This is a genomic window from Bradyrhizobium sp. UFLA06-06 (assembly GCF_054820065.1).
In genome coordinates this window covers 12,371-30,953 of the sequence record NZ_JADFUD010000020.1, presented here as the reverse complement: position 1 = coordinate 30,953, position 18,583 = coordinate 12,371, and the positions used below count along the sequence as shown (strand labels likewise).

The window sequence follows — 18,583 nt, the reverse complement described above, 5'->3', positions numbered from 1 at the left end:
ATGGATTGCTTCGCTGGCGCTCGCAATGACGGTGCTAAGCGAACTCCAGGATCAGCGCGTCGACCGCAAGCGTGGCGCCGGCGGCGGCGTGGATCTTCTTGACCGTGCCGTCACGCTCGGCGCGCAGCACGTTCTGCATCTTCATGGCCTCGACCACCGCCAGGGTCTCGCCGGCCTTGACCTCCTGCCCCTCGGTCACCGCGATCGACACCACGAGACCGGGCATCGGGCACAGCAACTTCTTGCCGGTGTCGGCGGCCGAGACCACCGGCATCAGCCGGGCCGAGGTCGCCTCGGTCTCGGTGAAGACATAGACCGGGACCTCAAAGCCCTGATGCGCGAGGCGGAAGCCGTTGTTGATCGCCCGCACCTGCACGGCGACAAAATTGCCGTCGACGGTGCCCTGCCAGACCGGCTCGCCCGGCGCCCAGTTCGACACCAGATTGTGCGGATTGCCGGGCAGCCCGTCGGTGCCGATGAAGCGCACTGCAATCGCGTCATCCTCGCGCGCGACGTCGAGCGCGATCTCGGCGTGGTCGAGCCACACCGCGCGGCGGCGCTCGCGCAACACCACGCGGCCGCCCATCTGGCCGGAGATCTGCCGCTTGCGCTCGCCCAGCACGTGGTCGATCGCGGCGCCGACCGCGGCCAGCCGCCGCGCGATCTCGCCCTCGGGCGCGCGCGCCGAAAATCCCTTGGGGAACTCTTCCGCGATGAAGCCGGTCGAGAGCCGGCCCTCGCGCCAGCGCGGATGGTTCATCAAGGCCGACAGGAACGGAATGTTGTGCCGGATGCCGTCGACATAGAATGCGTCGAGCGCGGTCGCCTGCGCCTCGATCGCGGCCGCGCGCGACGGCGCGTGGGTGACGAGCTTGGCGATCATCGGATCGTAATGGATCGAGATCTCGCCGCCCTCCTGCACGCCGGTATCATTGCGGATCGTGATGCCGTCATGGCTGGCCTCGGTCGGCGGACGGTATTTCACCAGCCGCCCGATCGACGGCAGGAAGTTGCGGAACGGATCCTCGGCATAGACGCGGGATTCCACCGCCCAGCCGGTCAGCGTCACGTCCTTCTGCGCGATCGCGAGCTTCTCGCCGGCGGCGACGCGGATCATCTGCTCGACGAGGTCGATGCCGGTGATCAGCTCGGTGACGGGATGCTCGACCTGGAGGCGGGTGTTCATCTCCAGGAAGTAGAAGCTCTTGTCCTGGCCGGCGACGAATTCCACGGTTCCGGCCGAATCGTAGTTCACCGCCTTGGCCAGCGCGACCGCCTGCTCGCCCATCTTGCGGCGGGTGGTCTCGTCGAGCAGCGGCGACGGCGCCTCCTCGATGACCTTCTGGTTGCGGCGCTGGATCGAGCACTCGCGCTCACCGAGATAGATCACGTTGCCATGCTTGTCGCCGAGCACCTGGATCTCGATGTGCCGGGGATCGACGATGAACTTCTCGATGAAGACGCGGTCGTCGCCGAACGACGATTTCGCCTCTGCCTTGGCGAGGTTGAAGCCTTCGGCGACCTCCGCCTTCGAATGCGCGATGCGCATGCCCTTGCCGCCGCCGCCGGCGGAGGCCTTGATCATCACGGGGTAGCCGATCTCGTCGGCGATCTGGACGGCGTGCTTGTCGTCCTCGATGACGCCGAGATGACCCGGCACGGTCGAGACCTTGGCCTTCGCGGCGGCCTTCTTGGATTCGATCTTGTCGCCCATCGCGGCGATGGCGCCGGGGTTCGGGCCGATGAAGACGATGCCGGCGGCTTCCAGCGCGCGCGGAAACGCCTCGCGCTCGGACAGGAAGCCGTAGCCGGGATGCACCGCCGGCGCGCCGGTCTTGCGGCAGGCCTCGACGATCTTGTCGATCAGAAGATAGCTCTCGGCCGCGGCCGGCGGTCCGATCAACACGGCCTCATTGGCCATCTCGACATGCAGCGCATCGCGGTCGGCCTCGGAATAGACGGCGACCGTCTCAATCCCCATACGGCGCGCAGTCTTGATGACCCGGCAGGCGATCTCGCCGCGGTTGGCGATCAGGATTTTCTTGAACATGCTCTTCTTGCTTGGGCTTCTTAGGACTTGGGCTTTGGCAGGATTCCTCCCCGCGCAATCTGGCACGGGCGATTGGGCGTAACCACTCCGTGGTACAGCAAATTGCCCCGGAGGCAACGGTCTAATGCACGCCCTGCCCGATGCTTGGCCAAATCCTCGGCCAAATCCTCGGCGGTAGCCTGAGGGGTATTTCAGCCCGAATAGGTCTTGAAGCGGCCACGCGAATGCGCCTTCGCGACGGCTTTCATCAGTTCGCTGACCTCGTTCTCCAGGAATTCATTGGCCACGATCAGCGCCCGGATAGTGGCGCGCAGATTCCCGCCGCAGGCGGAAATGGCCTGATCGACAGCGGCTTCCAGCCCGTCATCGTCGTCAGATTCGGGCCGTGCAGACATCATGGGGCATCCGGGATTCAGGTGGCGCATCATGTTCCTATTTTGTTCTCATCAAGTCAATCGGATCTTTGATCGGACGCGGTTCTTCTGGGCCGCCTTTCTCTTCCGCCGCCAGCGTGCGAGGCACTACAGAGTCCAGATGTCGGTGACGATTTCGGCGAGGACGTTGATGACGAAACTCCGCCATGCGCATCCCCTCAATGGCCATGTCTGGCCGTTCTACGTCGCGGAATGCCTATCGGGACGTGACGGTGCGCACGCCCCTATTCGCGAACGGTCCTTGGTTGGATCGTACCGGCTTGTGCTAGAAGTTTGGCTGCCCGCCAAAGATCTGAAGTTGAGAAAATGCGGTTTCGAAATCCGGTCGCCACGACGCTTCTCCTGACCTGCCTGTCTGCAATCCCTGGCCTGCCCGCGACCGCCGGCCCCGCGGCGTCAGCGATCATCAAGGACGCCGGCACAGTTCAGCTCGGCAACACAACCTATCGGCTCGACGGCATCGACACGCCGGCGGTCGATCAGCTCTGCATCGACGAGCACGCCGACGTCTGGACCTGCGGGATCGAGGCGCGCGACCAGCTCACCAGGCTGATCGGCGGCAAGCAGGTTCACTGCGACGATATCGGCGTCGATCCGACCTTCAAGAAGCGCCGCCTCGGCGTCTGCAAGATCGAGGGCGACCCGACCAGCCTCAGCCAGGTGCTGGTCCAGAAGGGCTATGCTCTCAATGTCGAAAACTCGGCCACTGGCCGATTCAAGCCGGATGAAGCCACCGCCAAGGACAATCGTGCCGGGCTCTGGAGGGGCTGCTTCGTGGCGCCGCGCGACTTTCGTACGGCCAGGAAGGACGGCGCCCTGCTCGGCAACGCCTGCCCCGCCGACCGCGACCAGCAGATCCGCACCGCGCTCTTCCCCGATGACCTGCCGATGCCGGCAAGCTGCAACATCAAGGGCAAGTACGCCGTGCGTGCCCGCGTCACCGGCAATGTCGGCATCTACCACCTGCAGGCGTGCCGCAGTTACCCGGGCCTCGGCAATCCGGATCGCTGGTTCTGCTCCGAGGAGGATGCACAGGCGGCCGGGTTCCGCCGGGCCTATAATTGCCGCCCGCCCAAAGCCAAGTGAAGAGCTCGTGGATTGCATCGTCATTCCGGGGCGCGAAGCGAACCCGGAATCTCGAGATTCCGGGTTCGACGCTTCGCATCGCCCCGGAATGACTCAGCCTAACGATCGCCGTAAATCAAGCTGGCAAAACCGCCGCGTCCTGTGTGAGACTGCACCGAGAGGTTGCCGGCGCGTATGACCCCATCCGATCCCGCTGATGTGCTTCCCGAAGCTGCGGCAGCCGAACGGCTGCGGCAGCATCTTGAGGAGATCGCGCGCGAACGTGATCGCGCCCATCGCGAGCTCCAGGAGCGCGAGGCGGAGCTGGCGCGGATCCAGCGCATCGCGCGGGTCGGCGGACTCGAGATCGATTTCCGCGACGGCGTGCGCAACCGCCGCTCTCCCGAATATCTCCTGGTGCATGGGCTGCCGCCCGAAGAGATCAACGAGACCTATGAGAACTGGGTCGCGCGCATCCACCCCGAGGATCGCGAGCGCACGGTCCGGCACCTGTTCGGCGTGCTCAAGGCGGGCGGCGAAGACTACACGGCCGAATACCGCATCGTCCGCCCGAACGACGGCGAGAGCCGCTGGATCCGCGTCGTCGCAAAGATCGAGCGCGACCGCAGCGGCCGTGCGTTGCGGCTGGTCGGCGCCGATCTCGACGTCACCGATCAGATGCTGGCGCAGGAGACCTTGCGGGAAAGCGAAGAGCGCTTCCGCCTGATCGCCGACAGCGCGCCGGTGCCGATCTGGGTGACCAAGCTCGACCGCACCCGCTCCTTTGCCAACCAGGCCTATCTCGACTTCCTTGGACTGCCGTTCGAGGAAGCGATTGTGTTCGACTGGCGCAAGGCGCTGCATCCGGATGACCTGCCGCAAATTTTGCAGGAGCAGATCACCGGCGAGCTGTCGCTGAAGCCATTCGTGCTCGAGGCCCGCTATCGGAATGCCGCGGGCGATTGGCGCTGGCTGCGCTCGGAATCGCAGCCGCGCTGGGACCCGAACGGCAAGCATATCGGCTTCATCGGCGTCGCCCACGATATCACGGCGGCCAAGGAAGCCGAGATCGAGCTTCGCAAGCTCAACGAGTCGCTGGAGCGACGCATCCTGGAGCGCACCGCGCAGCTCGAATCCCGCGAAGCGCAGACGCGCGCGATCCTGGAAACCAGCCATCAATACCAGATGCTGCTCAACCGTGATGGCGGCCTGCTCTACAGCAACCAGACGGCGCTGGCCGGCATCTGTACCGATGCCGCCGACGTCGTCGGCAAGCCGTTCTGGGACACGCCGTGGTTCGCCGCGACGGAGGGCATGCCACGCGTGATCCAGAATGCCTTCGCGACCGTGATGCGCGGCGAGGAAGTCAAGATCGAGATGCAGTTGCGCCTGCCGATCGGCGAACGTTATTTCGATTTCGCGATGCGGCCGCTGCAGGACCAGCACGGCACCATCGTCGGCGCCGTGCCGGAGGCCGTCGACATCACCGAACGGCGCCGCGGCGAGGAAGCCCTGCGGCAATCGCAGAAGATGGAAGCGGTCGGCCAGCTCACCGGCGGCGTCGCGCATGATTTCAACAACCTGCTCACCATCATTCGCTCCGCGACCGACTTCCTGCGCCGCCGCGAGCTGCCGGATGACCGGCGCCGCCGCTATATCGACGCGATCTCCGAGACCGTGGAGCGGGCCTCCAAGCTCACCGCGCAGCTATTGGCATTTGCGCGCAGGCAACCGCTCAATCCGGAAGTGTTCAATGTCGGGACGCAGGTCGACAGCGTGACGCAGCTGATCCGGCCGCTGGTCGGCGCGCGGATTCACATCGAGGTCAGGATCGAGGATCCCGACTGCTTTGCGATCGCCGACATCGGCCAGTTCGAGACCGCACTGCTCAATCTCGCGGTCAACGCCCGCGATGCCATGAGCGGCGAAGGCCAGCTGACGATCGGCGTCCGGAAGGTCAAGAATATCCCTGCCCTGCGCGCCCAGGCCTCGCGCAGCGGCGATTTCGTCACGGTCTCGATCCAGGACACCGGCACCGGTATCTCGCCGGAAAATCTCGACGCGATCTTCGAACCGTTCTTCACGACCAAGGAGGTCGGCAAGGGAACGGGTCTCGGATTGAGCCAGGCCTTCGGCTTCGTCAAGCAATCCGACGGCGACATCGAGGTCATCTCTACGCCCGGGCACGGTGCGACCTTCACCATCTATCTGCCGCACGCGATGCGCCCGGCGGACGCCAAGGTCGCTGCCAGCGCCGGCACCGAGCAGGCTTCGATCGGCCGCGGCTATCGCGTCCTCGTGGTGGAGGACAACGACGATGTCGGCCAGTTCTCCACCGAGCTGCTCGAGGATCTCGGCTATTCGGTCAAGCGCGCGGCCAATGCCAATGCCGCGCTCTCGATCCTCTCGGAGAACGAGTTCGCCGCCGACCTCGTGTTCTCCGACGTGATCATGCCGGGCATGAACGGCGTCGAGCTCGCCGGAATCATCCGCGATCGCTTTCCCGGCCTGCCCGTGGTGCTGACCAGCGGCTACAGCAACGTGCTCGCCGAGAATGCGCACAGCGGCTTCGAGCTGATCCAGAAGCCCTATTCGGTCGAGGCACTGTCACGGACGCTCCGCAAGGCGATCGCCGAACAGCGGGCGACCGCTTCCAAGCCCTGATCCCGCCGCCGCCCGCGCCCTACTGGATCACGACATGCGCGACGCCGAGCTGAAGGATGCCGAGCGCGCGGGCCGCGGTGGTCGAAACATCGATGATCCGCCCACGAACGAACGGACCGCGGTCATTGACGCGGCACCGGATCGATTTTCCCAGATAGGAGACGGTGATCATGCTGCCGAATGGCCGCTTGCGATGCGCGCAGGTCATCTCGCCACTCTTGCCGATGCCACGATAATAGGACGCAAGGCCACTCTCTGCGTTTGCCATGCACGAGGCAAACAGCAGCATGGCCGCGGACGTTGCTGCGGTTTTCATCGATCGCCTGCCGGTCGAGCCCCGCAAGGGAACGCGGTTCCACGGCTTCGGTTCCGCGCCCCGGCGTCGGTATGTCGATTTCTAGGAACTTTTCGACGGAAAGCGTCAGGCGGTCGCGGCGGGATCGATCAGGGCGATGCCGAGCTCGGGCCGCTTCCGCCGGCGAAGCCTGGCGGGGGCTTCCGTGACCACAACCTCCAGCGTCGGGCGGACGATGCCGGCAAGCAGATGGCCGCCGCGGGTCGATCCGTCCGACAGTCCGAGCACGATATGCATGTGCAGGCTGGCCTTGCCGTCGTCGCCGGTCGCGATGTCGCCGAGCGCGCACAGCACCTCGCACTGTTCGTCGATCTCGATCTTCCGATAGCTCTTGGATGCGAAATCGAACCAGCCGACCGTGGCCCGCTCGAACGCGCCGATCGCGCTGAGCGATGCCGCCGTCACCTTGGCATCATTGGCGAACTTCGTCAGCGCGCCGAACGCTTCCTCGCCGCTATCGAGCACGACGACGTGAACCTGCGCGCTGGGCGCATCGGACACGAGCTTGCTCTTCATGGACCGCCTCGCCTCTCAAGAGCTTCCACTCCCAATCGGAGACGGCGACGATTGTTCCTGACGGACCGAATCGGCAGCCGCTCAGGCGGCGACGCTATCGGCCGCGAGCAGCGTCCGCAGGTCCCGCGCAGGAACCGGCCTGCTGAACAGGTAGCCCTGCATCTGCGTGCAGCCGAGCATCTGCACGGTGTCGCGCTGCTGGTCGGTCTCGACGCCCTCGGCTGTGGTGATCATGTTGCGGTCGGCTGCGATCGAAACCACGGCGCGGATGATCGAGGCCGAGCCGCTGTTGCGGGTCACTTCCTTGACGAAGCTGCGGTCGATCTTGATCTTGTCGAACGGGAAGCGCTGCAGGTATTGCAGCGACGAGTATCCGGTGCCGAAATCGTCGAGCGCGATGTGGACACCGAGCGCGCGGAGCTGGCCGAGCGTGACCAGCGCCGCATCGTCGTCGGCGATCAGCACCGCCTCGGTGATCTCGAGCTCGAGCCGGCGCGGATCGAGCCCGCTCTCGGCAAGCGCATGCGCAACCTTCAGCGCCAGCGTCTCCGACTTGAACTGGATCGGCGAGACGTTGACCGCGACGCGCACATGCGCCGGCCAGGCTGCCGCCTCGATGCAGGCGGTGCGCAGCACCCACTGCCCGATCTCCTCGATCAGCCCGGTCTCCTCGGCAACCGGTATGAACTCCGCCGGCGAGATCATGCCGCGCACGGGATGCCGCCAGCGCAGCAACGCTTCGCAGCCGGTCACCTCGTCGCTGCGCAAGTCGACCAGCGGCTGGTAGTGCAGCTCGAAGCCGCCCTCGGCCAGCGCGGTGCGTAAATCGGCCTCCAGCGCGCGGCGCAGATTGGCTTGCGCCTCCATCGCCGGATCGAAGAAGCGATGGGTCCTTCGGCCCGCCGCCTTGGCGGCGTACATCGCAAGGTCGGCACATTTGAGCAGGCGGAACAGGTCGGAGCCGTGGCGCGGGGCGATCGCAATGCCGATGCTGGCGTCGCTCGACAAATGATGGCCGAGGCAGTCGAACGGCGTGCGCAGCGACTGATAGATGCGTGCGACCAGGTCGCTGACGTCGTCGTCCGAGGTGATGTCGTGCTGGACGATCGCGAACTCGTCGCCGCCGAGCCGCGCGATGAAGTCGTTCGATCCGACCGCCAGACGCAGCTTCTCGGCGACGCGCCGCAGGAACTCATCGCCGATCAGATGGCCCAGCGTATCGTTGATCCGCTTGAACTCGTCGATATCGATGTAATGGATGGCGAACTCGCGCGTGGCGGCCTCGAGCAGCAGCCCTTCCGCATGGCGCTGGAACAGCGTCCGGTTCGGCAGATTGGTCAGCGCGTCGTAGTGCGCGAGATACTCGATCCGCGCCTGCGCACGCCGTCCATCGGTGACGTCCTCGAGCGTGGTGGCCCAGCCGCCGTCGGGCGCACGCTTGTAGATCAGGCGGATGCTGCGACCGTCCGGCGTCATGATCACGGAGTCCCGGACCTCGTCACCCCTCGGGTTTGTGAAGCGGGCGCAGTACTCATCGACGTCGCCGACGAACGAGCCGATCGCCTGGCGATGCAGGATCAGGTCGCGCAGATGACAGCCCGGCCTCGCGACATCAGGCGAAAGGCCGAACATGTCGATATATTGCTGGTTGCAGATCACGAGCCGCGCGGAGGCATCGAACAGCAGCAACCCCTGCGTCATGGTGTTGATCGCGGTGTCGAGGTGCTGGCTCTTCTCGGACAGCCGGCGGCTTGCCGCATCGTGCTGCCGCTGCAGCTGGCGGACGATCAGAAAGACCGCGAAGCTGATGATTAGCACCGCCAGCACGGCTGCGCAGAATTGGAGTTTGGTCTGGGCGCGCCAGTCCTCCAGCGCGCTTGATGTTTTCGTGGTGGCGAGGATCAGGATTGGAAAATGCGACAGCGATCTGACCGCACCGACGTTCTCTTCGCCTGAAGCACCAACGAACCGTCCCGACGTGTTGCCGCCAAAGCTGATGACCTTTTGGAACACCGGCAGGTTGATGATGTTGCGGCCGATCACGCCGGCATCCTGCGGATAGCGTGCGATGATGGTGCCGTCGCGGTGGATCATCGAAATCACGGTGTCGCCGCTCAGTGCCAGCGAGGCCACGAAATCCTCGAAATGGCTCGGCTCGACGCCGCGGCTTGCGAAGCCGATGATCTCGCCGTTGCGCCCGGTGATCTTGCGCGCAAAGATCGTGGTCCAGTTGCCGCTCACCTTGCTCATTGCGGGCTCGACGATCACAGGCGAGGTCGGGCGTCCCGAGGTGAACTCCTGGAAATAGCGCCGGTCCGCGACGCTGATATCGGGCACCGGCCACATCTCGGATGAGTTGATCAGCCATCCCTTGGCGTTGAACAGATTGAGCCCGCCGACATGCGGCAGCGCCGCCAGCCGCGTGCGCAGCATCTCGTGCGCGCTCAAGAGCGACATGTTCTTTTCGAACTGATCGGCGGTCTCGACCTGCTCGGCCCGCAGATAATTCACGATGTCGTCGTGGACATGCTGGAGGTCGGTAAGCTGCTGGTCGAAATGCCGCGACAGCAGCAGCGCGGTGTTGTTGAGCTCGCGCTCGGACATCTCCAGCGCGCGCTCGCGAAACTGCAGCGCGAGATAGCCGGTGCCAAGCGTGATGGCGAGCACCAGCAGCGCGGCACTCAGGACGAGCCACTGGATGGCGCCCATCCTGCTGGCGCGCAACACACCTTTGATCGACAGCCGCCGGTATTCCGGCACGCTGCTCGTTGAGACAACCGACATTTTCCTGCCCCTGTGGATGCCCTTGTACGGGAACACAACCCAAGGGGTGGTTAGGAAAATCAGTTATCGGACGGTTAAGGCCAGCGTGGACTCGCGCGCAACCGGCCCCCCCGGCCGCTCCATGCTCACGAGCTGCAGCAAGCCGATGCCCCAGGCGGCGCGGCCTGGGGCTGTGGGGCGCAACACGCGCTCTGTTTGTCTTCCTGCTTCTCGTGCGCGACACGCGCGGTCCGCTCGCCGGTGCCGTCGCCATAGACGATGCTCTCACCGGTCGTATGGAACGTCTCCCAGGCGATCCCCGCGGGATCGTCGATCCACGACTTCTCGGACTTGGCATAGCAGCACACCGTCTGGCCCTGCTCGATGACCTCGCCGCCGGCCTTGCGCAGCCGTCCATACACTTCGCCGAGCTCCTCCGCGCTCTCGACCTGAATGCCGAGATGGTCGAGGCCCGGTTCGCGGCCGCGGGTCGAGATCGCGAAGTTGACGCGGGGATCGTCGAGCATCCATTTGGCATAATCGGATTTCACGACCGTCGGCTCGGCCCCGAACAGCGCCGAGTAGAAGCCGACCGATTGCGGGATGTCCTTGACGGCGACGTGAACATGCATGCGCTTCATGGTGCAGTCCCTTTAGGGCGGCGACGCTGGCTGGATATTCCATCCCAAGCATGCTCAGATATCAACAGCGTTACAACAGGAGTTCTGCTGCGGAATGGATGCGCTGACGCTGTTCGGGTTATTCGCCGTGACCATGATGCTCGTCTGCTATGCGGCCGAAGATCGCAGCCCCTGGTTCATCCTGGCCTTCGCTGTCTCCTGCGCGCTCGGCTCGGCCTACGGTTTCCTGCAGGGCGCCTGGCCGTTCGGCCTCGTCGAAGCGATCTGGGCGGTCGTCGCGGCGCGCCGATGGTTGATGCGCCGAACCGCAAACCGCGCGTAACGTTATAGTATCCACGGCCAATCTGTCGCGGACCCGAACTTGAATGCGCGCGGGCACGGCGCTAAGTAGGCCCCATGGACGCTTCGCGCACCATGATTCAGTCTTCTCCTCACGCAACGGGATCGCGCCGCTGGCGCAGCCTGCTTGCGGGACTGATTTCGCTCGCGCTGGTGCTGTCGTTCTTCCACGGCTGGACCTCCGACGGCGATGCCGACGCGGCTGCCGGCTTCTCGATCGCACAGTCGATCAACGACGCCAGCGCCGGCGGCAAGGCTCCGGCGCATCCGGCCTCGCCTCACGGCGACCATTGCCTGACGCACGTCGCGTCCGTGGCTCCGCAGGAGACCGCGTTCCCGATCGCCTATGCGCCGCATAGCTATGGCCACAGCAGCACTGAGCTGCCCGCTTCGGCCGACCGCCTCTCTCCCTTCAAGCCACCCCGCGCCTGATCCGGTCGACATGACCGGCCGTGCGCTGCTGCCATTCGGCGGCGCGCACGCTTCCGCACAGATCGATGTCGCGACAGCGCAGGGCCATAGGCCTGCGCTGTGGAGAGGCGCATATGAAACGGGTTGTTCTATTTTTCGCCGGCATGGCCGCCGGCATTGCACTGGTCGTTGTGGCGGCCGGATGGATCGGCTGGCCGGTCAGGTTCTCGGCTGCGACGCAGGAGACTGCGACCACAGACACAAAGACCGAGGCCCGGTACGAGGCCCCCGGACATATCGAGCTGAGCGAAGACCAGGTTCGCGAAGCCGGCATCACGTTCGCGCAAGCCAGCGGCGGCATGCTGAAGCGGCATTTCCTCGCGCCGGGATCGCTGATCCCCGATGCGGATCACATCGGCCGGGTCTCGGTGCGCGTGCTTGCGACGGTCACGGAACTGCGCAAGCGCCTCGGCGATGTCGTCGAGAAGGGCGAGATCGTCGCCGCGATCGAAAGCCGCGAGGTGGCCGACGCCAAGAGCGAATACCTCGCCGCGCGGCTCACCAACGATCTGCAGCAGACTCTCTACGCGCGGCAGAAGACGCTGGTCGAGACCCGCATCGTGTCGGAGAACGAGTTCCTGCGGACGCGGCTGACCGCGAATGATGCCCAGATCAAGCTCGACGGCGCCCGGCAGAAGCTGTTTGCGCTGGGCCTCTCGGAGAGCGAGATTGCCGATCTGCCGAACCAGCCCCCGGAAAGCCTGCGGACGCAGTTCTTGCGCGCGCCGATCAGCGGCCGGGTGTCCGAACGGCGTGTCGACCTCGGCGGATTGATCGGGCGCGAGGGCCAGGAGAGCGAGCTCTATGTCATCGTCAATCTCGATGACATCTGGGTCGACCTCGCGGTCTCCCCCGAAGACATCGGCGCGGTTCGCGAAGGCGTTTCGGTGAAAATCCGCGCCATCGGCACCGAGGATGAAGCCAATGCCGGCGTGATCTTCGTCAGCCCCCTGCTCGACCGCGAGACCCGCAACGCGCGTGTGATCGCGACCATGCCCAACAAGGACCACCGCTGGAAGCCGGGCACCTTCGTCACCGCGGAGGTCCCGCTGTCGGGTGCGCCGTCGACCGTGATCGTCTCGAAGAAGGCGCTTCAAACCATCAAGGGAACGCCAACCTTGTTCGTGCGCGATGCCGACGGCTTCGAGGCGAGATCGGTGCGGACCGGCCGCGAGGACGACGACGATATCGAGATCGTTGCCGGCCTGTCAGCCGGCGAGACCATCGCGGTGCAGAACACCTTCACGCTGAAGGCGGAGTTCGAGAAGGACGAGGCGGAGCACGACCATGATTGAGCGCATCATTGGTCTTGCGATCCAGCGGCGCTGGGTGGTCGTCACATTGGCGGCGATCCTGATGTTCCTCGGCGGCCTTGCGCTGTCCAGGCTGCCGATCGACGCGGTGCCCGACATCACCAACAAGCAGGTCCAGATCAACACCGTGGCCCCGGCGCTGTCGCCGGCGGAAATCGAGAAGCAGATCACCTTCCCGATCGAGACGGCCCTGGCCGGCGCGCCGGGTCTCGAGAGCACGCGCTCGCTCTCCCGCAACGGCTTCTCGCAGATCACGGCGGTGTTCAGCGAGGCCACCGACATCTATTTCGCCCGCCAGCAGGTCGGCGAGCGCCTGACCGAAGTCCGCGCGCGCCTGCCGCAAGGCATCGAGCCGCGGATCGGCCCGACCTCGACCGGCCTTGGCGAAATCTACATGTGGACCGTCCATTATTCCGGGCAGAAGGTGCAGGCCGACGGCGCGCCGGGCCTGCAAAGCGACGGCCGCTTCCTGACGGCGGACGGCCAGATGCTGCAGAGCGAGGTCGAGAAGGACGCTTATCTGCGCACCGTACAGGACTGGATCATCAAGCCGCAGATCAAGATGGTGCCTGGCGTCGCCGGCGTCGACACGATCGGCGGATACCTCAAGCAGTATCAAGTGCATCCCGATGCGGCGAAGCTGATCGCGCTCGGCCTCACCTTTGCCGACGTTGCCAAGGCGATCGAGACCAACAATGTCAGCCGCGGTGCGCGCTACATCGAGCGCAACGGCGAAGGCTTCGTCGTGCGCTCCGGCGGCCGGCTCGAGAACATCGACGAACTCGGCGCCGTCGTCGTCACCACCCGCGGCGGCGTCCCGGTCCGGATCCGCGACCTCGCGACGCTTTCGATCGGCGGCGAGACGCGCACCGGCAGCGCCAGCGAGAACGGCCGCGAGGTCGTGGTCGGCACGGCCCTGATGCTGATCGGCGCCAACAGCCGCACGGTGTCGGCCGCGGTCGACGCCAAACTGCGGACAATCATGCCGTCCTTGCCGGCCGGCATCGAGGTCAAGACGGTGCTGGATCGCACTCAGCTGGTCGATGCGACGATCGGCACCGTGGCGCGCAACCTCAGTGAAGGCGCACTGCTCGTGATCGCCGTGCTGTTCGTGCTGCTCGGCAATTTCCGCGCGGCATTGATCACGGCGCTGGTGATCCCGGTCGCGATGCTGATGACGGCGATCGGCATGTGGCAGGGCCGGATCAGCGCCAATCTGATGAGCCTCGGCGCGCTGGATTTCGGCCTGATCGTCGACGGCGCCGTGATCATCACCGAGAACAGTCTGCGTCACCTCGCCGAGAAGCAGCATGCGCTTGGCCGCGTGCTGACGCGCGACGAACGGCTGGCGACGGTGCGGGCGTCCGCCGTGGAAATGGTCCAGCCGAGCCTCTATGGCCAGGCCATCATCCTCCTGGTCTATGTGCCGCTGCTGACCTTCACCGGCGTCGAAGGCAAGATGTTCGAGCCGATGGCGCTGACCGTGATCCTCGCGCTCGCCGCCGCCTTCGTGCTGTCGCTGACACTGGTTCCGGCGCTGATCGCGATCGGCATCACCGGTCGCGTGCAGGAGCAGGAAAACCGACTCGTTGCGGCGCTGAAGCGCTGCTACAGCCCGCTGCTCCGGCGCGCGGTTGCAACGCCTATCCCGGTCATCGCGGTGGCGGTCGTGCTGTTCGCCACCGCCCTGTTCGGGTTCTTCCGCCTCGGCCAGGAGTTCATCCCCTCGCTCGACGAGAAGAACATCGCCATGCACGCGCTCAGGATTCCGAGTACGGCGCTGTCGCAGTCGCAGGCGATGCAGCTGTCGGTCGAGAAGACCGTCAGCCGCTTTCCGCAGGTGTCATTCGTCTTCTCCAAGACCGGCACCGCGGAGGTGGCGAGCGATCCGATGCCGCCGAACGCGTCCGACACCTTCATCATCCTGAAGCCGCGCGAGCAGTGGCCGGATCCATCGCTGACCAAGGAGCAACTGATCGAGGACATCTCGAAGGCGGTCGGCCGGCTGCCCGGCAACGTCTATGAATTCACCCAGCCGATCCAGATGCGCTTCAACGAACTGCTCGCCGGCGTTCGCGGCGATATCGCGGTCAAGGTGTTCGGTGACGAGTTCGGGCCGATGCAGAAAGCCGCTAACCAGATTGCTGCCGCGCTGCGCAGCGTGCGCGGCGCGACCGACGTCAAGGTCGAACAGGCTGGCGGCCTGCCCGTGCTCGAGATCAAGGTCGACAAGGCTGCGATCGCCCGGCGCGGCCTCAGCGTCTCGGCCGTGCAGGACGTGATCGGCGCCGCGGTCGGCGGTCAGGATGCCGGCGTCGTCTACGAGGGCGATCGCAGCTTCGACATCGTGGTGCGATTGCCGGAGAGCGTGCGCTCCGATCTCGAGGCGTTGAGCAATTTGCCGGTCGCGTTGCCGAAGGCGACGCCGAGTTCGCCGGTGCAGAGCTTGCCGCTCAACCGCGTCGCCCAGTTTTCCTTCACCGAGGGGCCGAACCAGATCAGCCGCGAGAACGGCAAGCGCCGCATCGTGGTGACAGCCAATGTTCGCGGCCGCGATCTCGGCTCGGTGGTCGAGGAAGCCCAGGCAAGAGTCGCGCAATCCGTGCAGCTGCCGCCGGGTTATTGGATGACTTGGGGCGGCCAGTCGGAAAATCTCGCCGCAGCGCGCCAGCGCCTGGCCGTCGTGGTGCCGGCCTGTTTTGCGATGATCTTCCTGTTGCTGCTGGCGGCGATGGGCTCGGCCCGCGACGCGCTGCTGGTGTTCAGCGCGGTGCCGCTGGCGCTCACCGGCGGCATCGCCGCACTTTGGCTGCGCGGCATGCCGTTCTCGATCTCGGCGGCGGTCGGCTTCATCGCACTGTCGGGCGTTGCGGTGCTGAACGGGCTCGTGATGCTGAGCTTCGTCCGGCAGTTGCGCGAACGCGGCGTGCCGATGCGGGAAGCCATCGAGCAAGGCGCCCTCACCCGCTTCCGCCCCGTGGTGATGACCGCGTTGGTGGCCTCGCTCGGCTTCGTGCCGATGGCGTTCGCCACCGGCACCGGCGCCGAGGTGCAGAAGCCGCTCGCCACCGTCGTGATCGGCGGCCTGATCAGCGCGACCCTGCTGACGCTTGCCGTGCTGCCGGCGCTCTATGCCCGGTACGGGCATGCCGGCAGCGCTGCGCGCAATGAGAGAACGGCGGTTCAACCTGCGGAATGACGGTGTGCTGACCGGCAATCCGCGGGAAAAATCCGGCCGTTACAGCGCCGAACAAGCGCTGTAACATTTCTGTCATGTGGCAAAACTAAACGAAGGCTGCGGCGGGCTGCCGCGGGGCTTCATCAGGGGGAATAACACTATGCGTCGTGCCATTACCTTACTGTCCGCGAGCATGATCGCGCTTTCGGCGGGCGCCGCCTCGGCGCAGAACGCCAAGCCCCGCAACCTCATCCTGTTCGTCCCCGACGGCCTGCGCGGCGGCATCGTGACGCCGGAGACGACGCCGGCCATGGCCGAGATCCGCGACAAGGGCGTCAACTTCAAGAATTCGCACTCGCTGTTCCCGACCTTCACGATGGCGAACAGCTCGGCGCTGTCGACCGGCCACTACCTCGGCGACACCGGCACCTTCTCCAACACGATCTACACCGGCTACACCTCGGTGCCCGCCGGCGACACCGTGGTCCCCTTCATCGAGAACGACGCGGTGCTCGCCGACGTCGACGATCACTTCAACGGCGACTACCTCAACGAGGAGACGCTGCTGAAGATGGCCCGCGGCCAGGGTTTCAGCACCGCCGCCATCGGCAAGGTCGGCCCGACCCTGCTGTTCGACCACACCGATCGCGGCAAGAACACGATCGTGGTCGACGATTCCACCGGCGGCAAGACCGGCGTGCCGCTCTCCGACGAGATGAAGGAAGCCCTGACCAAGGCCGGCCTGCCGCTCGCGACCCCGAGCCGCGGCGACAACGCCAAGGCCGGCGACGCCAAGACGCCCGGCACCACCGTCGCCAACGTCGCCCAGCAGGCCTACATGGCCGACGTCGCGACCAAGGTCGTGCTGCCGATGTTCAAGGCGCGCAACAAGCCGTTCGTGCTGGTGTTCTGGTCGCGCGATCCGGACGGCAGCCAGCACAACACCGGCGACAGCCTCAACACCATCACCCCCGGCATCAACGGCCCGACCTCGATGGCCGGCATCAGGAACGCCGACAACAATCTCGCGCAGCTGCGCAAGGCGCTCGACGAGCTCGGGCTTTCCGCCGACACCAACATCATGATCTCCTCCGACCACGGCTTCTCGACCATCTCGAAGGAGAGCAAGACCAGCCCCTCGGCCAAGATCGCCTATAGCGACACGCCGAAGGATTTCCTGCCGATGGGCTTTCTGGCGATCGACCTCGCCAGGGCGCTGGACCTGCCGCTGTTCGACCCCAACGACAAGAACGCGAAGGTCGCCGACAATGCCCACCCGAAGGCCGGCAACGGCGTGCTCGGCCAGGATCCGGCCAAGCCTGACGTCGTGATCGCGACCAATGGCGGCTCGGATCTGATCTATCTGCCGAACCGCGACAAGAAGCTCGCCGACCGCGTCATCAAGGCGCTGCTCGAGCAGGACTATGTCAGCGGCCTGTTTGTCGACGACAAGCTCGGCACCTTCCCCGGCACGCTGCCGATGTCGAACCTCAATCTGAAGGGCAAGGCGGTGACGCCGAACCCATCGATCGTGGTCAATTTCCGCTCCTGGTCGAGCGGCTGCGAGATCCCGACCAACTGCTCGGTGCAGATCGCCGACACCGTGCTGCGCCAGGGCCAGGGCATGCATGGCAGCTTCAGCCGTGGCGACACCTTCAACTTCACCGCGGCGATCGGCCCCGACTTCAAGGCGGGCTATGTCGATCCGCTGCCGGTCAGCAACGCCGATGTCGGCATGACCGCGGCCCAGCTGCTCGGCCTGCGCGCGCCGAACAATGGCGGCCTGATCGGCCGGGTGATGTCGGAGGCGCTGCCGAACGGCATCGTGCCGAAGATGGCCGAGGGCACCATCATGTCGAAGAAGGCGTCGGCCAACGGCCTGCGCACCGTGCTGAAATTCCAGCGCGTGCTCTCGACCCGCTATTTCGACGTCGCCGGGTTTCCGGGGCGGACGCTCGGGCTCGAGGAAACCGGCGGCAAACAGAAAACGGCGGGGAAGTGATCCCCGCCGCTCTACTCGAATTCCAGTCACGCGGGATGATGGTTTACATCATCCCGATGTCGAACACGTTGGGGAGCTGCGCCGCGAGCGGCAGCGCAGTCGCGCCGACCAGCGTCGCCACCATCGCCGCCAGCGCGCGGCCGGTGCGGCGCTGACCGCGCATCTGGCCCGCGATCCACTCCAGGACCTTCGTGTCCATCTTGGCGCCCTGCCTCGGCGCCCAGCGATCGATCTCGGTGTCTGGCGACAGCGCCACTGTGCGCGGCGGCACCGGCAGGCCGGACTCGGAGGCGGCATGATGGGCGATCGCCTTGGCGAGCAGATCGTCGAACCGGCCGCCATCGCTGCGCTCGGCAGCGGCCTCGTTGATCGCGAACAGCGCCTCGATCTCGGCGCGGCTGACCGGCTGATGCTCGACCGCGGCCGCCGTCAGGATGCGCGCGCACCAGGCAGCGTCATCGGCATCGAGTGACCGGGAAAAATGGATGCGGCCCTTGGTGGTCGGGCCTTCGCCGGTGATCACGCCGTCGCGCACGATGGTGAGCGCATGGGCGGCAGTCTTGCGGCAGGACGGATGCAACGCACCGCTGAGCGGCTCAGCGGTCTTGGTACTTGGGGTAGACATTGTGGGAGCTTTCAATTCCTATCTCAGGCCAGCTTTTCCATGCGGGCGTAAACGAGTGGTTAATGGTTCGGAACTTGCGTTCCGAGATTTTTAGATGGTTGCTATTTGGTCGATTTAAACGTCGTCACGGTTCAGTCCTATAGCAGCCGGGGCCGGCGTGATGACGG

14 protein-coding genes are annotated in these 18,583 nt (G+C 65.5%); 7 read left to right on the top strand and 7 right to left on the bottom strand.

Going from position 1 to position 18,583, the window contains the following annotated elements; all coding sequences use genetic code 11:
- Positions 1-34: 34 nt before the first annotated feature.
- Positions 35-2,050 (bottom strand): acetyl-CoA carboxylase biotin carboxylase subunit, encoded by a 2,016-nt coding sequence (locus IF803_RS18610; protein WP_461193042.1) that lies wholly within the window; start codon positions 2,048-2,050, stop codon positions 35-37.
- 191 nt (positions 2,051-2,241) lie between these two features.
- On the bottom strand, positions 2,242-2,448 hold the full coding sequence (locus IF803_RS18605; RefSeq protein ID WP_016840474.1) for a hypothetical protein: 207 nt from the start codon (positions 2,446-2,448) through the stop codon (positions 2,242-2,244).
- Positions 2,449-2,790: 342 nt separating this feature from the next.
- Between IF803_RS18605 and IF803_RS18600 the strand changes: the two genes are divergently transcribed.
- Together IF803_RS18600 and IF803_RS18595 are read left to right on the top strand one after the other, a co-directional pair.
- Positions 2,791-3,570, top strand: a complete 780-nt coding sequence (locus tag IF803_RS18600) for a thermonuclease family protein (RefSeq protein ID WP_461193041.1) — start codon at positions 2,791-2,793, stop codon at positions 3,568-3,570.
- A 174-nt stretch (positions 3,571-3,744) separates the two neighbouring features.
- Complete coding sequence (locus IF803_RS18595; RefSeq protein WP_461193040.1) at positions 3,745-6,213, top strand: PAS domain-containing hybrid sensor histidine kinase/response regulator; 2,469 nt, start codon at positions 3,745-3,747, stop codon at positions 6,211-6,213.
- 19 nt (positions 6,214-6,232) lie between these two features.
- Here IF803_RS18595 and IF803_RS18590 read toward each other — a convergent pair whose 3' ends face one another.
- The 4 genes from IF803_RS18590 to IF803_RS18575 form a co-directional block, all read right to left on the bottom strand.
- Positions 6,233-6,529 (bottom strand): septal ring lytic transglycosylase RlpA family protein, encoded by a 297-nt coding sequence (locus tag IF803_RS18590; RefSeq protein WP_038385833.1) that lies wholly within the window; start codon positions 6,527-6,529, stop codon positions 6,233-6,235.
- Between the two features lie 105 nt (positions 6,530-6,634).
- The gene (locus tag IF803_RS18585) at positions 6,635-7,084 is read right to left on the bottom strand and encodes a PPC domain-containing DNA-binding protein (RefSeq protein WP_461193039.1); all 450 of its coding nucleotides are present in this window, start codon (positions 7,082-7,084) and stop codon (positions 6,635-6,637) included.
- 81 nt (positions 7,085-7,165) lie between these two features.
- On the bottom strand, positions 7,166-9,868 hold the full coding sequence (locus IF803_RS18580; protein WP_461193038.1) for a bifunctional diguanylate cyclase/phosphodiesterase: 2,703 nt from the start codon (positions 9,866-9,868) through the stop codon (positions 7,166-7,168).
- A gap of 125 nt (positions 9,869-9,993) precedes the next feature.
- A complete protein-coding gene (locus IF803_RS18575) occupies positions 9,994-10,488 on the bottom strand; it encodes an ArsI/CadI family heavy metal resistance metalloenzyme (protein ID WP_411782819.1) in 495 nt (164 codons plus the stop codon).
- A gap of 94 nt (positions 10,489-10,582) precedes the next feature.
- On the opposite strand from IF803_RS18575, the gene IF803_RS18570 reads away from it, so the two are divergent.
- The 5 genes from IF803_RS18570 (at position 10,583) to IF803_RS18550 (ending at position 17,791) form a co-directional block, all read left to right on the top strand.
- Complete coding sequence (locus IF803_RS18570) at positions 10,583-10,810, top strand: hypothetical protein (RefSeq protein WP_411782818.1); 228 nt, start codon at positions 10,583-10,585, stop codon at positions 10,808-10,810.
- Positions 10,811-10,884: 74 nt separating this feature from the next.
- Positions 10,885-11,259, top strand: coding sequence for a hypothetical protein (locus IF803_RS18565; RefSeq protein WP_028339219.1), 375 nt, complete (start codon positions 10,885-10,887; stop codon positions 11,257-11,259).
- Positions 11,260-11,372: 113 nt separating this feature from the next.
- The gene (locus IF803_RS18560; RefSeq protein WP_461193037.1) at positions 11,373-12,593 is read left to right on the top strand and encodes an efflux RND transporter periplasmic adaptor subunit; all 1,221 of its coding nucleotides are present in this window, start codon (positions 11,373-11,375) and stop codon (positions 12,591-12,593) included.
- Positions 12,586-15,810: an efflux RND transporter permease subunit gene (locus tag IF803_RS18555; RefSeq protein WP_304495746.1), complete on the top strand. Its 3,225-nt coding sequence runs from the start codon at positions 12,586-12,588 to the stop codon at positions 15,808-15,810. Before IF803_RS18560 ends, IF803_RS18555 begins: the two co-directional genes overlap by 8 nt.
- Positions 15,811-15,949: 139 nt before the next feature.
- A complete protein-coding gene (locus IF803_RS18550) occupies positions 15,950-17,791 on the top strand; it encodes an alkaline phosphatase family protein (RefSeq protein WP_461193036.1) in 1,842 nt (613 codons plus the stop codon).
- A gap of 43 nt (positions 17,792-17,834) precedes the next feature.
- Here IF803_RS18550 and IF803_RS18545 read toward each other — a convergent pair whose 3' ends face one another.
- Positions 17,835-18,416, bottom strand: a complete 582-nt coding sequence (locus IF803_RS18545; protein ID WP_026192875.1) for a hypothetical protein — start codon at positions 18,414-18,416, stop codon at positions 17,835-17,837.
- Positions 18,417-18,583 lie beyond the last annotated feature (167 nt).

What these genes read in the sequence shown, in the direction of transcription:
- IF803_RS18555 (WP_304495746.1), top strand. Translation starts at nt 12,586, where the DNA reads ATGATTGAGCGCATCATTGGTCTTGCGATCCAGCGGCGCTGGGTGGTC.
- IF803_RS18560 (WP_461193037.1), top strand. Translation starts at nt 11,373, where the DNA reads ATGAAACGGGTTGTTCTATTTTTCGCCGGCATGGCCGCCGGCATTGCA.
- IF803_RS18575 (WP_411782819.1), bottom strand. Translation starts at nt 10,488, where the DNA reads ATGAAGCGCATGCATGTTCACGTCGCCGTCAAGGACATCCCGCAATCG.
- IF803_RS18570 (WP_411782818.1), top strand. Translation starts at nt 10,583, where the DNA reads ATGGATGCGCTGACGCTGTTCGGGTTATTCGCCGTGACCATGATGCTC.
- IF803_RS18595 (WP_461193040.1), top strand. Translation starts at nt 3,745, where the DNA reads ATGACCCCATCCGATCCCGCTGATGTGCTTCCCGAAGCTGCGGCAGCC.
- IF803_RS18585 (WP_461193039.1), bottom strand. Translation starts at nt 7,084, where the DNA reads ATGAAGAGCAAGCTCGTGTCCGATGCGCCCAGCGCGCAGGTTCACGTC.
- IF803_RS18545 (WP_026192875.1), bottom strand. Translation starts at nt 18,416, where the DNA reads ATGTCTACCCCAAGTACCAAGACCGCTGAGCCGCTCAGCGGTGCGTTG.
- IF803_RS18565 (WP_028339219.1), top strand. Translation starts at nt 10,885, where the DNA reads ATGGACGCTTCGCGCACCATGATTCAGTCTTCTCCTCACGCAACGGGA.
- IF803_RS18590 (WP_038385833.1), bottom strand. Translation starts at nt 6,529, where the DNA reads ATGAAAACCGCAGCAACGTCCGCGGCCATGCTGCTGTTTGCCTCGTGC.
- IF803_RS18580 (WP_461193038.1), bottom strand. Translation starts at nt 9,868, where the DNA reads ATGTCGGTTGTCTCAACGAGCAGCGTGCCGGAATACCGGCGGCTGTCG.
- IF803_RS18550 (WP_461193036.1), top strand. Translation starts at nt 15,950, where the DNA reads ATGCGTCGTGCCATTACCTTACTGTCCGCGAGCATGATCGCGCTTTCG.
- IF803_RS18600 (WP_461193041.1), top strand. Translation starts at nt 2,791, where the DNA reads ATGCGGTTTCGAAATCCGGTCGCCACGACGCTTCTCCTGACCTGCCTG.
- IF803_RS18605 (WP_016840474.1), bottom strand. Translation starts at nt 2,448, where the DNA reads ATGATGTCTGCACGGCCCGAATCTGACGACGATGACGGGCTGGAAGCC.
- IF803_RS18610 (WP_461193042.1), bottom strand. Translation starts at nt 2,050, where the DNA reads ATGTTCAAGAAAATCCTGATCGCCAACCGCGGCGAGATCGCCTGCCGG.